This is a genomic window from Companilactobacillus allii (assembly GCF_001971585.1).
GTDB lineage: Bacteria > Bacillota > Bacilli > Lactobacillales > Lactobacillaceae > Companilactobacillus > Companilactobacillus allii.
Map to the genome: position 1 here is coordinate 783,109 of NZ_CP019323.1, position 15,734 is coordinate 798,842.

Sequence of the window (15,734 nt, forward strand, 5' to 3'; positions counted from 1 at the left end):
CAAAAAAGTTCTAGCGTTCACAAAAGTGAATACTAGAACTTTTTTTTATGAGAAAAACAATATTATTGTATATTACAATTTATATCTGCTAATTTATCATCAACCCAAGGACGACTATACTCACCGTCATTTCTGATTGTCTTTTTGATTTTGGCTTCTTTTTCCATAATACCGTGAGCTTTTTCTGCTAGATATTGTGCGTCATTTGGATCAATGAAGATCAAACCATCAGAATCACCAACAACTATATCGCCAGGTTTAACGACCTTACCACCGAAGGTGATTGGAACGTTAATTTTACCAGGGCCATTTTTGTATGGACCATTGGGTACAACAGCTTTAGCATATGCTGCAATAGTCATATTATTTAGCTCAGCCTTGTCACGGACACAGCCATCAACTATAACACCAGCCAAACCTCTGCTTTGACAATAAGTTAGCATTATTTCACCGAAGATAGCGTTTCTAGTACCGCCGGCAGCATCAATGACGATAACGTCACCTGGTTTTGCTAGATCCATTGCTTTATGGAACATCAAGTTGTCACCTTGGGGAACTTGAACTGTAAACGCTGGTCCTAAAAGAGGTGTTTTGTTCATTGGTTTTATATCTGGTGAAACAGCGGCCTGACGATTCATACAATCGTCGATATTTGCTACTGGTATATCTTTAAAGAGATTAATTAGGTCTTTACTTGGACGTTTGAAGTCACTGATTATTTGACATCCTACATTTTTATCCATATTTATACATCCTCTATTAATTATTTGGTACTTCCGTATTTACTTCTTTTAGTGCTTTATTTCGCTTAATAATCCTATAAGGTACAGAGATAATGAGTGGATACAACATGATTGGTCCAACTACCATAGTGAAAATTGTGTATCCGTAATTAACAATATTTAAAACTCCAAAGAAGCTGAATAGGGCACATATTATAACGAAGAAAACAGCAATTATTAATTTGCGCATCAATGTAGTACTGTTCTTGATTACTTTCTTGAGAGGCATTTGGAATCTTTCAGATACAACAAAGATGAAGTGCATTGAAGTACTCAACATTGCGGCAATCGATAGTACTACATAAAGTGTTTGACCTAACACGTTGAATTTTCCAAGCGTTGTAACGGCCCAAAGTGTTGGAACAGCTTGTTTCAGTACTCCTGGCATTCCAGAAGAAAAAATTACGGTAAAAATTATTGTCATAAAGGTACAAAGGATCGATGTTAATAAAGAAACTAATAATACGTCTTTTCTTGTTCTTACGATTCCTTTTGAAGCAGGGACACAGGCATCATAGCCATTCATGAAGAATACAACGATAGTGAACATGCTGAAAATAGCGAAGGCTTGTGAGCTATATCCAAAGTCCTTTGGTGTTACACCACTGGAGATAAAGGAGTGCATTCCCGGAAGGGCTGGTCCTAAACATTTATAACCAATGTAAAGTGAAATCAGAACGATTAGAACGGACAAAATGGAGCTAGCCTTTCTGATAAATCCAGCGCCCCAAAGCGATAGGGCAACAACGGCAATTATAAAAAGAATCCTGGTCAATATCTTATTTACTCCATAAATACTGTAGATTAATTCAGCTACGGTGGATATTTGAAGTGCTAAAGAGATTATTACGACCACAATAACTTGAAGTTCTTTGATATTCCCAAAGAACCACTGAAGATGTTTACCTTGATAGATCTGGTTGTAAGCTTCTCGGTAATTATTAGGTTGATAAACTCTATTGATCTCAAATAGTAATAAGCAAAAAACAAAACTAAGCAAGCCAGTTATAAGTGGACCAATAAATACACCAATCGGTCCTTTGTTGAGAAAATAGCTTACGGTTTGAGCTCCAGAGGCAAAACCGGGTCCAGAATATGCTCCAAACATTACGGCACTTAAACTAAAGATGGAAAATAAATGAATTCGTTTATTTTTTGTATCCATAGTTGCATCTCCTTATTTTTGCTGTGACTGTAAATGAAAATACCCCATTTTGGCACGTGCTTCTTTTAAAGTACTGCCATTTTTGACTAGTTGAATAATTCCTTGTTCGTCTTCTTGAATACTAATAGCTACTTTTAGAACCTTTTCTGCCAACTCATCAGGTATTACAACGACACCAGTGTCATCACCCATGATTATGTCGTTTGGACGAACCTGAACTTCTCCAAGCGATACAGGTTCATTCACAGTGTCGATCTGAACTCGTTCTTTGCCGGTCACCATGTAAAATCCCTTGCTATAGACAGGATAGGTTGTACTCAATATGCCGGGTATATCACGACAAACTCCATTGATAACAGTAGCTGCTATGTCTTTTTGGTTTGCGACATTAGTCATGATGTCACCCCAAACAGTACAGTCGGTTCTACCAGCATTATCAATGACAACTACTTGATTGGCTAAGACGTCATCTAGAAAATCACCAACGGTTCCTTTCTTCATTCCGCAGGGAACATAATGTACTGTAAAAGCACGTCCACAAAATGGAATCCCACGCTGAATGGGCTTAATGCCGTAAGCTCCACATGGAATGCCTAGACTGTCTAGGGCATCTGAAACACTAGTGACATCTTGCTTTTTTAGTTCAGTAATTATTTTTTCTTCTTGCATAATATGGTTCCTCCAATTGTTATGTATCTTTTAAGTAATACACATTGTCGACAATTGATATTATAAAGCGTTTCCAATAAAATAGCAACGGGACTATTTGAAATGAAATTTAAAACGCGTTTTCACTGCAAGTTTGAGTAGAAAAAGAGTTATGTCACAAACTCTTCTTTTGCATTATACTCGAAAACTGAACGTGTTATGTCACGCTCTGTAATTCATTAACTTGATCTTCTCAATATGTAAAACGGGATTGTAATCTTCTAGTCGATTTTGATTGGCAGAAAAGTTTACGTAAATTTTCAAAATTGTATTATTTTCAGTTTTGCCTGTAAAGTAGGATCCTGATTCATCACTACCTTGTAAGTCACTCATTTGGTGTAGTTTGAGTTCGGGATGGGACTTCAAATATGACTTGGTCTCATTATCATATCCATATTGTACTGAATCACGACTATAAAGAAGTGCGTTGGTTTCGTTGAGTGCTCGGTTACGTATATTCATGTCACTTGAAGCTAGCAAGATCACTGGGATCAAGGCGATGAATAGGATGATTACTATGGTAGATGTTATTATTTTATTCATAATATTTCACTCCACTATTACTTCTCGACTACATCCTAACACGTAAACACTGTGGAAAATTATTTAGATTTTTCTGAAAATTTATAAAGAATTTGATGATGATAATTTGTTATAAGCACAATTTTTTTGGTTGATTTTATAGTGGAAACGCGTTCCAAAACACAATTTCTTCCGCTTAACGTAATATGGGGCGTCATTCACATTCGTGAATGGCACCCCATATTATGTTAATGCTCGGAAATTCCCGTGCTTTTGTGCGCTCTATCCTAATAGTGTCAGAATAACTCGATTCAATCTCTTAGATAACTCAAACAACTTCTCATAGGTTGGGTCATCTTGGTTTTCTTCGATATTGGATTTTAGCTGTTTCAATTCGAATGGTGTGAAATATGTCTTCAAGTCGTGACTTCCATAAAGGGTCGTCAAAAGAGCGAATGTTTCAGGTGAAACTTTACTTCCTGAATTCAAGAACTCTTTTCTAACGTCACTAACTAGGTCTTCTTTGACACGATGGTCTGGAAGGTAATTGTTAGTCTTAAAAACTACACCCGTTACAGCTTTTGTAACGTCGACTTTATTAACTAGTGAGTCGCCGATTTCGTTGTAGATCTGTTTGGTGATATTTTCTTTTGTTGCCATGGCACGAAGTACGTGTGTAACGCTTTTTCCTTGGTTTTTGTTGATGATTTGGAAGAATTCATTGAGATATTCTTTATCATCTGGTAAAACCTTGTTAATGATGACACTGTTGTCAGTAAGATCGATAATATCGTTTAAAGCCAAGTCGAAAAAAGAACTTTCAGCCAAATACGCTCTACGTCTAGTGTTCTTAAATACTCGTACACTGCCTTTTTCATTGCACGATAAAATAAAATATTTTTGAGGAATATTTAAATTCATAAAGTGCTCCTTTTAATTCGACACTAGTGTGTTTTGTTTGACTAGCGTTGCTTTAATTTCTGGTACAAGTTCGTCCTCTAAAAGAATATAACCATCTTTAGTGAAGTGTAGTCCATCTTTTTGCAGTAATTTGCCCTTAGATGGACAACTTGTCATTTTATGTAGGAGATCAACGTAGGACACTTCTAATTGCTTAGAGAGGTGTTCGGTTACGAGTTCAAATTGTAACTGTCTGGTCCAAGGTCGATTAGGATTTTTGACCCAATCGGTATACGGTGGAGAAAGCAAGATTACTTTTGAAACGCCGATTTCCTTTATAATTGTGGATAGATTCGTTGAGAACTTACCCGGTTTGATTTCATCGTCAATGGAAATGTCGTTGGCACCAAAGCCTAAGACAACAATATCTGGATGTAAGCTTACGATATCTTGATCAACACGTGTCACAGCATTACTGGTTTTGTATCCTGGAATAGACACATTCACGACTTCGTCATTGGGGAACTTTTTTTGGATAGCGTTAGTGAGTATATCACTCATAACACCGTCATGAAATCCCGCCATGATCGAGTCTCCAAATAATACTATTTTTTTCATATATTAAGTCCTTCTAAAAAGTTCTATACTATATAAGAATACCAGAAAAAATGTTAAGTAGGTTTAGTAATATGCAAAATTTATCTAACTATAATAAATTTTCTCGTGAACAATGGGAGAATTTCCATGGGGAATATAATAAACAAGCAATAACTGACGGAGAACTGCGTAAAATCAAGTCCTTAGATGATGAGATATCAATCGATGACGTTAAGTCTATTTATGCACCGATTCGACATTTATTACATATTTACTTGAAGAATTATCGCAAATTAACTAAGTTAAAGAGTGACTTCTTAAATAGTAGTAATAAAAAAGTCCCATTCATTATTGGTGTGTCGGGATCTGTTGCGGTGGGTAAGAGTACTACGGCCCGCTTACTAAAGATTATGCTAGAACGGGCATATCCGCAATATACAGTTTCACAAATGACGACTGATGGTTTCTTGTATCCTAGTAAAGTCCTCAAAGAACGTAATTTGATGGATAAGAAAGGATTCCCTGAGACGTATGATATGCCTAAGCTGTTGCAATTCTTGAGTGATGTCAAAACTAAGAATGGGCCGATATCGTATCCGCTATACTCACACAATATTTATGACATTATTCCAGATCGTCATGAAGAAGTGCAGAATCCAGATATTCTTATAGTTGAAGGAATCAATGTCTTGCAGCTGACTCAGAGTAGTAATATTTATACGAGTGACTTTTTTGACTTCTCTATCTATATCGACGCTGAAGTAGATGATATTGAGGAGTGGTTCTTGAATCGATTCGAAACGCTGCTGGACTTGGCACGAAATGATCCCAATTCATATTATTATCAATATACGCAAGTGCCAGAAGATAAGGCACTGGATATGGCGAGGAATGTTTGGGATACGATCAATTATGTTAATTTGCGTGATTACATCAAACCAACTATGACAAGGGCTGATTTGATATTGCATAAAGCTAAGAATCACCAGATTGATACAATACTTTTGAGAAAATACTAAAAAGCATTTCCAAAAGTATGACAGATAGCAGTTTTTCATATACAATAGAATAAATTAAAACTAGGGGGATATGGATTTGAGCAAAGAATGGCCAGATGCGGACAGCATTATTGTTTTGGACTATGGTAGCCAATATAACCAATTGATTACTCGTAGAATTCGTGATATCGGAATCTATTCAGAGTTGTTACCAAACACGATTACTGCCGCTGAGATTAAAGAAATTAATCCTAAAGGTATTATTTTGTCAGGTGGACCTAATTCAGTTTATGACAAAGACGCCTTTTCAATTGACCAAGATATTTATAAGCTAGGAATTCCTATGCTTGGTATTTGTTACGGTATGCAATTGATGTCTTATAACTTGGGTGGAAAAGTTGAATCTGCCGACAATCGTGAATATGGAAAGGCTGACATCGAAGTTACTGATGAAAATTCTGCCTTGTTCAAGGGATTGCCAAAGAAACAAGTTGTTTGGATGAGTCATGGTGATCTAGTACGTGTTGCACCAGATGGGTTCAAAGTTACAGCCACAAGTAAGAATGCACCTATTTCATCTATCGCTGATGACAAACGTAAAATGTACGGAGTACAATTCCATGCTGAAGTTAGAAATACTGAGTACGGAATGGATATTTTGAAGCATTTTGCATTTGATGTTTGTGATGCTGATGCAAATTGGAAGATGAGTGACTTTATCGACCAACAAATCGAGAAGATTCGTAAAACTGTTGGTGATAAGAAGGTTATTTTGGGACTTTCAGGTGGTGTTGATTCATCTGTTGTAGGTGTTTTACTTCACAAGGCCATTGGTACACAACTAACAAGTATCTTCGTTGATCACGGTCTTTTACGTAAGAACGAAGCTGATGAAGTTATGGCCAGTCTTGAAGGTAAATTCGGTCTTAATATTATCAAAGTGGACGCTCAAAAGCGTTTCATGGATAAGTTGGCCGGAGTATCTGACCCTGAAAAGAAACGTAAGATCATCGGTAATGAGTTCATTCAAGTATTTGATGAAGAAGCAACTAAGCTTCATGGAATCGACTTCTTAGCACAAGGTACTTTGTATACTGATGTTATCGAAAGTGGTACAAGTACTGCTCAAACCATTAAGTCTCACCATAATGTTGGTGGACTTCCAGAAGACATGCAATTCAAGTTGATCGAGCCATTGAGAACATTGTTCAAAGATGAGACTCGTCAATTAGGTGAAGAACTTGGTATGCCACATGACCTAGTTTGGCGCCAACCATTCCCAGGTCCTGGACTTGGAATTCGTGTAATTGGTGAAGTTACAGAAGAAAAACTAGAGATAGTTCGTGAATCTGACTTTGTCTTACGTGATGAGATCAAAAAAGCTGGATTGGATGAAAAAATCTGGCAATACTTTACAGTATTACCAGGGATTCGTTCAGTTGGTGTTATGGGTGATGGTAGAACTTACGATTATACAATCGGAATTCGTGCCGTTAACTCTATCGATGGAATGACCGCTGACTTCGCTAAGATTGATTGGGATGTATTACAAGCAATCTCCGTAAGAATCGTAAACGAAGTCGATCATGTCAATCGTGTAGTGTATGATATTACTTCTAAGCCGCCCGCAACTATTGAGTGGGAATAATTATAGTTTCAAAGAAATAGCTATGCCAAATTTTTGGCATGGCTATTTTTTGTGGAATGAACTTGTATAAGGACATCTCTAAATTGCCTTAGTCGTTAAGTATTCCTCACTTATTTGAGGTTATTTAATATGAATTAAATCAAAAATCGAATGAAATACAGTCTATAAATGTATATTCATTTTCTGATGGAGTTACTCTGATTGACAGAAAGACCCCAGTCTATTACAATGATATTACTTTTTAGGTAATATCATTGTAATAGACTGGGTTAAATATGCAGATTGAGTATAAAAACGGAAAGGTCAAAAAGCAATGCTGTTCCTTAAAAGAGGCGAGGAAAGCGTTCTCTGATAAAATTGCAAAAAAATTAATAAAACTAGTTAATTTTATTGAATCTTCTGATAATTTGGAATCAATAATTAATAATCCAGTTTACCACTTTCATAAATTAAAAGGTAATATGGATGGGTTTTATGCAATGGATATTGATGGACGTTCAAAATCGTATAGATTAATTGTTACGTTTGATGACTATAATGTTGATCAAGTATTTAATGATTCTATTTTGATTGTTCAAATACGGATTGAGGAGGTCAGTAAACATTATGAGTAAAGAGATTGTTTATAAGGATTTGATTGCTTTTCATCCGGGATCATATGTGGAAGATATTATTGATGAACTTAATATTACCCAAGTTGAGTTTGCTGGTAGGCTTGGAACATCACCTAAAACAATAAGTAAAATCATAAATGGTGAAGATAATATCAGTAATGATATTGCTAATAAACTTGCAAAAATCACAGGTATCTCGGTAAAAACTTGGATCAATTTACAGACAAACTATGATTTAAAGGTTATCGAGATTGAGAATAAAAAAGATAAAGATGAAGAAAAAATAGTTAGTTTAATTGCTTTTGATTATTTCAAAAAGAATCGATTTGTTTATGATAAAAAATACAGTATCCAAGAGAAAATTAAAACGCTTAGAAAGTTATTAAGGATATCTGATTTATCACAGTTAAGTAATTTAAGCTCATCGGTTAGTTATAGAAATACTCAAGCCTTTTCAGAAAAATCAATTGTAAATTCTAATGTAATGTTAGAGCTAGCAATAGATGAGGCAAGAAATTTCACTGAGAACAAGTATACGAAGAATAAACTGATAGAAGCTCTTCCTTCTATTAGAAAAATGTCACTTGAAGAGCCTAAAGAATTTTATCCGAAGTTAAAAAAAATCTTACTTGAATGCGGGATAGTTTTAGTCGGTTTGCCAAAATTAACAAATGCAAATTTAAATGGTGCAACGAAAAAATTTAAAAATGGTAGTGTGTTACTTTTGATAACTGATAGAAATAAAAGATCAGATATTTTTTGGTTCTCATTAATTCATGAACTAGGACATATTTATAATGATGATTTTTATTCTGACTATAAAGATGATAATAGTTACAAATTAAAGGAAGAGACAGCGGATAGATTTGCACTTGATTTTTATATACCGCAAAACGTATATGATGAATTTGTTAAAAACGGTGATTTCACCAAACATTCAATTGATAATTTTGCTAATAACTTGGGAATATTGCCTAGTATCGTTGTCGGGAGACTGCAAAAAGATGATTATGTCTCTTACAAGAATAAAAGTTTAAATTCACTTAAACATAGTTATAGTATTGTACGCACTAGATAGATTATGGTTATGTGATATATTATATTGAGTAGAATCCCAAAGTGATAGAAATATTAAATGTAATTGAAAGTGAAAAGTCCCCTAGTTTTGATTTAACGTCAAACTAGGGGGCTTTTCTAATTGAGTAATATATGAAGCAAAAAATGAATTGTAAAAATTCATTTTGAAGGTATTAAGAAAATTAAAACGGATCACTCTGGAAGTCAAAAAAACTTTTTAATTACTGTAAAGAAGTATATTATTTGTCACACTAAAACATAGCAATAGCGTCTGCCAAGCTAGGCAACACTGCAACAGATTGTTTTGCCATCTCTTTACTTGGTTGTAACAAGTCAGGAACAATCACAACGTCAATATTCGCAGCTAGTCCTGCTTCGATTCCACTGGTAGAATCTTCAAAAATAACAGCTTCTTCTGGTGATGCATTAGTTACATCTAGTGCATGTAAGTAGATGTCAGGAGCGGGTTTGTTGTTTGATACGTCATCCCCACTAATTAATCCAGTGAAGTAATCCTTGATACCGACATTCTTGATGTTGAGCATTAGAATATCTCTTGTTGAGGAAGTAGTAATGAATCGTTTGATGTCATGTTGCTTCAAGAATTTGAGTAGTTCCAGTGTTCCGGGCTTGAGGTCTGCTTCACCAGCGAGGACTTTTTCATGATAGAGTTACAATGATTCGTCGAATATCTTTTGGCCTAGTTCTTCATTATTGACGAGTTCTTGAATACGTCTTTTAGTGTCAGGGAACCCCTTGGCAATGTAGTGTGAGTTATCTTCTTTTGTAAATGGGAAACCGTATTTTTTAAGAACGTCTCTTCTAGTTGAATAGTACAGACCTTCTGTGTCAATCAATATGCCGTCCATATCAAAGAATACGAATTTCTTATCATGCAGATTTTTCATAGATTAGTTCTCCTTATTTCATTTGTTTGGTAGCGCTTTATATCTTTGATTGTACACTATGTAATCAAGGTATTATGATAATGAATATACAAAAAGGTCCCAAGAATTTCAATTTAGAGATTCTTGGGACTTTTTCCACTTAAACACAAAAACTAACCACTAAGTAAAAACCTATATACACTCCAGACTATATATGGTGTAATACTCCTATCGAAAGGGTTGTTAGCTGTGAAAATAAGGGTAGATGTTTCGCCAGATTATTCTGAAAAGGAGATCGTTATAAAGTCTCCTGAGGATGATGCAGAATTAAAGGAACTTCTGGATAAAATCAAGAATATAAATAATCAGTTGGGTAAGATCAGTGGGTATATCGATGATACGGTTTATTCGCTGACTCTCAACAGTATTTTGTTCTTTGAAACTGATGATAGAAATGTCTACGCACATACGACTAATAATGCTTATTTGATCCATTATCGTTTGTACGAATTGGAGAATAGTTTGCCGGATAACTTCTTAAGAGTATCCAAATCCTCAATTTTGAATGTTGATGAGGTTGTGTCACTGACCAGATCAGTGACTGGGAACTTGGTCCAATTCAAGGAGTCATACAAGACACTGTATGTTTCCAGACGATTTTTAAAAGGATTAAAGAATAAGTTAGATCAAAAGGAGTTTTGATTATGAGAAATAGGAATGGAATATTTTGGGGATTATTCATGTTACTTAGTGCGGGTATCCTAGTTGTCAGCCAAATGCACTTGATTACTTATACCTTCACATTTTGGACTATTGTAGCAACGATTTTCCTTGTGGCAATTTTGATTAAGAGTTTGGTTTACTTTTCAGTTCCGGGAACGGTATTTTCACTGGCTTTCATGGCAATCTTATACGCCAAACCACTTGGTATTACTGCAATTGTTCCCTGGACACTACTTGGTGCAGCACTATTGGTGTCGATTGGGTTATCTATGATACTTAATCCGCTACTGTCTAAGCATCGTCCTTGGAATAGATATTATCGTCACCATAACAATTGGCATGGTCATTCATATCACCATGGTTACGATCACGAAGTTGATGTTGACAATATAGATATCCCAGACGTTAATGTAAGTGTCAAAATGGGTAGCAGTGTAAGATATGTGACCTCAGATTATTTCAAGGGGGCCAATATAGATGTCTCGATGGGTAATGCCAAGGTGTACTTTGAGAATGTAAAGATTGATGATTCAGCAATTATTAATATCAATGTATCGCTTGGTAGTGTTGAGTTATATCTGCCTAGTCATTGGAATGTTGTAAAGGAGTTGGATAATAACAACATGAGTGGAATTGACGATGTTGGACCAATTCACTCATCTGAAGATTCTCCAACTGTGACGATTGTTGGACAAGCCACATTGTCAGGAATTACGATTCATCGTATTTAAATTAAAAAAGGATCTGAAAAATTTATTTTTCAGGTTCTTTTTACTATATTCAATTACGTTTTAATAATTTACCATCATATTTTTCGACTTGTTGCTCATAATGTTCGACTTTATTAAGTATCTTGTCATAAGTTGCTTGTATCTCATCGCGTTTGGCCTTAATGACATCTAGTTGCTCTGCCAATAAGTCCTTTCTAGCTTGTAAAGTAACATCCCCTTGACTAAAGAGGTCGATATATTCAATCAAATATTCAATACTGACACCGGCATCTCTCATACAACGTGCAAAATCAACCCATTCCAGATCCTCTTGGTCGTAATCTCTGTGACCAGAAGAATTACGAGTGATTTTGGGAATGGCTCCAACACGTTCCCAGTAGCGAAGTGTATCAGCGGAAATATCAAAACGTTTAGCAACATCTTTAATTTGCATATTATTTTCCTTTCAGTTGATTATATTTAACATGGTTTAGATTAATACTTGGATTGGACTCCAAGTCAAGTATTAATTGGAATTCTATTAACTGTGCCATCATTAAGAAGTCTTTAGGGGCTAATCAAAATCAGCAGGCCAGTTAGAAATCAACTGTTTAATAAATACGTTAACACGAGTCTTTTCAGGTTTTAAGTAGTTAGCGTAAATCGGCATTTTGGCATTATCATCAGAAATTGGAATTCTGACTCGGGTGTCACTTCTGTCGGAATCAATATTTATTGAGCCGGTCCGTAAAATATTAGTGCTGAAATATGGGAAGTCAGAGTAACGGGTTATCTCAGAGAAGGCTTCTTGTTGCTCTTGGTAGAAGAACTTGGCCTTAGGGATTGATTTTTGGACGATATCACGCCACAATCCAATATTGCTCAATATCACGAAGCTTAAGTCGTGAAGTTCAGAGAACTTGATACTGGTTTGATTAGCTTGAATCATGAACTTATTGAGGTTAACCGCTAATTGTTCAGTACCAATATATTGTGAATCAATTGTATTATTTGAGATATTCTGATTGGATAAAACCAAGGTGTAATTAGCGTGATTGAGTGCATCATGAATTGTAGTAGATTCGATTTGTTTATCATTTACTTGTATATTACTCGGTAAATCAATGCTATTGACGACAAATAATGGTCCTGGCAAAGTAGATCCGATTCTTATGACACGTTGATTACGGTCGAAGTTTTGAATTCGTGTGATTGCTGATTCATTTACTTGAATCAACTTATTGGCTTCTTTGGCGGCCATTTTACCAGTTTCAGTCAAAGTGATTTTATTAGGTTGTCGATCAAACAGATGTGCACCTAATTCAGACTCTAATTTTTGCATTCCTCGGGTAATGGTCGGTTGAGTCACGTGAAGCATTTGAGCTGTTTCCATCAATGTTCCAGCTTTGGAAAAGGTAACTAGTTCTTCTAGTAAGTAATTATCTATCATGTTTTCCTCCAGTATACTTCGTATGTATACTAGCATGATTAACTAGTAATTTTCAATTATGTGTTTCGAATGTATAGTAAACACAACAAATAAGAGCGGGTGAAAAAAATGGAAAAAGTACCAATAATCAAATTAAACAATAATGTTGAGATGCCACAATTAGGATTCGGTGTATTTCAAGTGCCAGATTTACAACAATGTGAGGATGCAGTAGTCGACGCTTTAGATGCTGGTTATCGATTATTAGATACCGCCACAGCTTATCAAAATGAAACAGCTGTCGGCAAAGCCATCAAGAGAAGTGGCGTTAGTCGTGAAGATATATTTGTAACTTCTAAGCTTTGGGTGTCAGAATTCACTTATGAAAAAGCCAAAAAGGGTATCGATGATTCTTTACAGAGATTGGGCTTGGATTACATGGATCTATACTTACTACACCAACCATACGGTGATGTAATGGGTGCTTGGCGTGCAATGGAAGAGGCGTATCATGCTGGGAAAATTCGTGCAATCGGTGTTTCTAACTTTTACGCAGATCAATTAAAGAATTTAGAATTAACTATGTCAGTTAAACCAGTGATCAATCAAATAGAGGTCAATCCATGGTATCAACAACCAACAGAGGTCAAGTTTAATCAAGATGAAGATATCAGAGTTGAAGCTTGGGCACCATTTGCGGAAGGCAAGAACAATATTTTCACTAATGAAACTATCGCAAAAATAGCTAAGGACCACAATAAGTCAAACGGACAAGTTATCTTACGTTGGTTATTGCAACGTGGCATCACCGTGATTCCCAAGTCAGTTCACAAGAATAGAATGATTGAAAACTTCGATATTTTTGATTTTGAATTGAGTGATTCTGAGATGCAAATAATGGCAACTTTAGATCAAAATGTTAGTCAGTTCTTTGATCATCGTGATCCAGTAGCAATTGAGCAAATATTTGGTTCTAGTTTGAAACAATTATATTAAGAGGAGTGATTAAATGAGTATTCCAACAATCAAATTAAATGATGGTGAAGAAATCCCTGCTATTGGATTTGGAACATTCCAAATACCTAGTGATGGATCAACTTATACTGCAGTCAAGAAAGCATTGGAATTTGGATATCGTCATATCGATACAGCAGTTGCTTATTTCAATGAAGCAGAAGTTGGTAAAGCTATAAAAGATAGCGGGATTCCCAGAAATCAAATCTGGGTAACTAGCAAACTTTGGTTACAAGACCATGGATTCACCGCAGCCACTAAGGCTATTGATGTTTCATTACAAAAATTGGGCCTAGATTACATTGACTTGTACTTGATCCATCAACCATATGGGGATGTACCTGGTGCTTGGCGCGCAATGGAAGAAGCGAAAAAGGCCGGTAAGATCAAGTCGATTGGTGTGTCGAATATGACTCCTAAGATTTGGAGCAAATTCGTACCCCAATTTTCAACTATGCCATCTGTTGATCAAGTTGAATTCAATCCTTACTTCCAACAAAGAGAATTAAGAGATATTTTGAAAAAAAACAACGTTAGATTGGAAGCTTGGTCGCCACTCGGTCAAGGTAATAAGGGACTGTTGTCTAATCCAGTAATTACTAAATTAGCTGAAAAGTATGGTAAAGATGTTGGACAAATCATCTTACGTTTTGAAAATGAAGAAGGAATTATTGTCCTTCCTAAATCAGTTCACGATAGCAGAATAAAAAATAATTTAGACATTTTTGATTTTGAATTAACGAATGATGAAATGTTACTTATTAAATCTCTTGATAAGAACAAAGGCCAGCACGATCCAGATGCAGTCGGAGTAGAAGATATGTTGTTATCAGCTTTTGATGTCCATGCGAAATAATAGAGAGTGACAGATTATGTTTAGTTTTATATGGAGAAAATTGTATTCTGGCACGTAATTTCACTGCAAATTTGAGTATAAACAGAGTCATGCCACAATTTCCCTTTTTATTTACATTTTGTATTAAAAAGTGCTTGCTATGGAGTTTGGTCCAGGGATTATTGTATAAATATAGAAAAGAGAGAGCAGCTCTATTAATAAAAACTTAGGGGGAAATTTATTTATGAATATTGTATTAATGTTATTACCTGCAATAGCTTGGGGTATTTTACCACTTGCCATTGCAAAGATTGGTGGTCGACCAATCAACCAAATCATGGGGACTGCGCTGGGAACTTTGATTGCTGGAATTATTATGCTTATAATCACAAGACCAAATATTGACTTAAGAAGTTCACTTCTTGCAGCACTAGCAGGGGCATTTTGGGTCATTGGTCAACTTGGTCAATATACAGGTTACGAAAAAATCGGAGTTTCAAAGACAATGCCGATTTCAACAGGACTTCAATTAGTTGGGACATCTTTAATAGGAGTTTTGATTTTTGGAGAATGGTCGGAAGCCACGGCTAGAATAGTTGGTGCCATAGGAATTGTATTGTTAGTGGTTGGTGTGTTATTAACATCAATTCGTGATAACAAAGGTTCTAACAAGGCTAATAGTAGTACTGGAACGATTGTAATGTTAGTTTGTACAACACTGGGATACTTGGTTTATAACGCCATTCCACGTGCGTTGAGTAGCTCAGGCTTAGCTATTTTCTTACCAGAGTCAATTGGTATGGTCGTAGCCGTATTGATCTATATTATTGCAACACGTCAGTATAATGTTTTGAAAGAATCAAGTAGTTTTATGAATATCATCGGTGGTTTAGTTTTCTCAATTGCGGCCATCACATATATCCTATCGGTCAATCGTAATGGTGTTAACAGCGCGTTTGTCGTTTCACAGTTATCAGTTGTCATCTCCACTGTTGGTGGGATGGTGTTTCTTCATGAAAGAAGAACCAAAAAAGAATCGTATTTCACATTGAGTGGATTGGGCCTTATCTTGGTTGGAGCAATTGTAACAACATTAATTTAAAAAAAGTACTTGCTATGGAGTTC

17 protein-coding genes and 1 pseudogene are annotated in these 15,734 nt (G+C 35.6%); 9 read left to right on the forward strand and 9 right to left on the reverse strand.

The genetic code is table 11. The features are described from left to right. Nucleotides 1-62: 62 nt before the first annotated feature. From BTM29_RS03720 to BTM29_RS03745, 6 genes are all read right to left on the reverse strand, one after another. Complete coding sequence (locus BTM29_RS03720) at nucleotides 63-743, reverse strand: RraA family protein (RefSeq protein ID WP_076614219.1); 681 nt, start codon at nucleotides 741-743, stop codon at nucleotides 63-65. A gap of 16 nt (nucleotides 744-759) precedes the next feature. Next, complete coding sequence (locus BTM29_RS03725; RefSeq protein ID WP_076614220.1) at nucleotides 760-1,947, reverse strand: hypothetical protein; 1,188 nt, start codon at nucleotides 1,945-1,947, stop codon at nucleotides 760-762. A gap of 12 nt (nucleotides 1,948-1,959) precedes the next feature. Next, the gene (locus BTM29_RS03730; protein WP_076614221.1) at nucleotides 1,960-2,616 is read right to left on the reverse strand and encodes an RraA family protein; all 657 of its coding nucleotides are present in this window, start codon (nucleotides 2,614-2,616) and stop codon (nucleotides 1,960-1,962) included. 201 nt (nucleotides 2,617-2,817) lie between these two features. Beyond that, nucleotides 2,818-3,198 (reverse strand): hypothetical protein, encoded by a 381-nt coding sequence (locus BTM29_RS03735; protein WP_076614222.1) that lies wholly within the window; start codon nucleotides 3,196-3,198, stop codon nucleotides 2,818-2,820. Between the two features lie 261 nt (nucleotides 3,199-3,459). Beyond that, on the reverse strand, nucleotides 3,460-4,098 hold the full coding sequence (locus BTM29_RS03740; RefSeq protein ID WP_076614223.1) for a GPP34 family phosphoprotein: 639 nt from the start codon (nucleotides 4,096-4,098) through the stop codon (nucleotides 3,460-3,462). A gap of 12 nt (nucleotides 4,099-4,110) precedes the next feature. Further along, a complete protein-coding gene (locus tag BTM29_RS03745) occupies nucleotides 4,111-4,695 on the reverse strand; it encodes an SGNH/GDSL hydrolase family protein (RefSeq protein ID WP_076614224.1) in 585 nt (194 codons plus the stop codon). Between the two features lie 71 nt (nucleotides 4,696-4,766). On the opposite strand from BTM29_RS03745, the gene coaA reads away from it, so the two are divergent. The 4 genes from coaA (at nucleotide 4,767) to BTM29_RS03765 (ending at nucleotide 9,012) form a co-directional block, all read left to right on the forward strand. Then, nucleotides 4,767-5,693, forward strand: coding sequence for a type I pantothenate kinase (gene coaA / locus BTM29_RS03750; protein ID WP_076614225.1), 927 nt, complete (start codon nucleotides 4,767-4,769; stop codon nucleotides 5,691-5,693). Nucleotides 5,694-5,763: 70 nt separating this feature from the next. Further along, nucleotides 5,764-7,320, forward strand: coding sequence for a glutamine-hydrolyzing GMP synthase (gene guaA, locus BTM29_RS03755; RefSeq protein WP_076614226.1), 1,557 nt, complete (start codon nucleotides 5,764-5,766; stop codon nucleotides 7,318-7,320). A 275-nt stretch (nucleotides 7,321-7,595) separates the two neighbouring features. Continuing rightward, the gene (locus BTM29_RS03760; protein WP_076614227.1) at nucleotides 7,596-7,934 is read left to right on the forward strand and encodes a type II toxin-antitoxin system RelE/ParE family toxin; all 339 of its coding nucleotides are present in this window, start codon (nucleotides 7,596-7,598) and stop codon (nucleotides 7,932-7,934) included. Next, nucleotides 7,927-9,012 carry a HigA family addiction module antitoxin gene (locus tag BTM29_RS03765; protein ID WP_076614228.1) on the forward strand — a complete coding sequence of 362 codons (1,086 nt, stop codon included), beginning with the start codon at nucleotides 7,927-7,929 and terminating at the stop codon, nucleotides 9,010-9,012. The genes BTM29_RS03760 and BTM29_RS03765 overlap by 8 nt, the downstream gene beginning before the upstream one ends. A gap of 250 nt (nucleotides 9,013-9,262) precedes the next feature. Here the strand turns inward: BTM29_RS03765 and BTM29_RS12935 are convergent. Beyond that, nucleotides 9,263-9,919 (reverse strand): annotated as a pseudogene (locus BTM29_RS12935) (HAD family hydrolase). Nucleotides 9,920-10,147: 228 nt separating this feature from the next. Between BTM29_RS12935 and BTM29_RS03780 the strand changes: the two are divergent. Continuing rightward, complete coding sequence (locus BTM29_RS03780) at nucleotides 10,148-10,600, forward strand: LytTR family DNA-binding domain-containing protein (RefSeq protein WP_076614230.1); 453 nt, start codon at nucleotides 10,148-10,150, stop codon at nucleotides 10,598-10,600. Nucleotides 10,601-10,602: 2 nt separating this feature from the next. After that, entirely contained in the window at nucleotides 10,603-11,352 is a 750-nt protein-coding gene (locus BTM29_RS03785) for a LiaF transmembrane domain-containing protein (RefSeq protein ID WP_076614231.1), read from the forward strand. A 49-nt stretch (nucleotides 11,353-11,401) separates the two neighbouring features. On the opposite strand, the gene BTM29_RS03790 is transcribed toward BTM29_RS03785, so the two are convergent. Further along, nucleotides 11,402-11,785 carry a MerR family transcriptional regulator gene (locus BTM29_RS03790; RefSeq protein WP_076614232.1) on the reverse strand — a complete coding sequence of 128 codons (384 nt, stop codon included), beginning with the start codon at nucleotides 11,783-11,785 and terminating at the stop codon, nucleotides 11,402-11,404. A 120-nt stretch (nucleotides 11,786-11,905) separates the two neighbouring features. After that, a complete protein-coding gene (locus tag BTM29_RS03795) occupies nucleotides 11,906-12,781 on the reverse strand; it encodes a LysR family transcriptional regulator (protein WP_076614233.1) in 876 nt (291 codons plus the stop codon). A 108-nt stretch (nucleotides 12,782-12,889) separates the two neighbouring features. Here BTM29_RS03795 and BTM29_RS03800 point away from each other — a divergent pair, with 108 nt between their 5' ends. From BTM29_RS03800 to BTM29_RS03810, 3 genes are all read left to right on the forward strand, one after another. Then, nucleotides 12,890-13,756, forward strand: coding sequence for an aldo/keto reductase (locus BTM29_RS03800; RefSeq protein WP_076614234.1), 867 nt, complete (start codon nucleotides 12,890-12,892; stop codon nucleotides 13,754-13,756). A 13-nt stretch (nucleotides 13,757-13,769) separates the two neighbouring features. After that, nucleotides 13,770-14,630 carry an aldo/keto reductase gene (locus BTM29_RS03805; RefSeq protein WP_076614235.1) on the forward strand — a complete coding sequence of 287 codons (861 nt, stop codon included), beginning with the start codon at nucleotides 13,770-13,772 and terminating at the stop codon, nucleotides 14,628-14,630. A gap of 223 nt (nucleotides 14,631-14,853) precedes the next feature. After that, complete coding sequence (locus tag BTM29_RS03810) at nucleotides 14,854-15,711, forward strand: GRP family sugar transporter (RefSeq protein WP_076614236.1); 858 nt, start codon at nucleotides 14,854-14,856, stop codon at nucleotides 15,709-15,711. The last annotated feature ends 23 nt before the right edge of the window (nucleotides 15,712-15,734 follow it).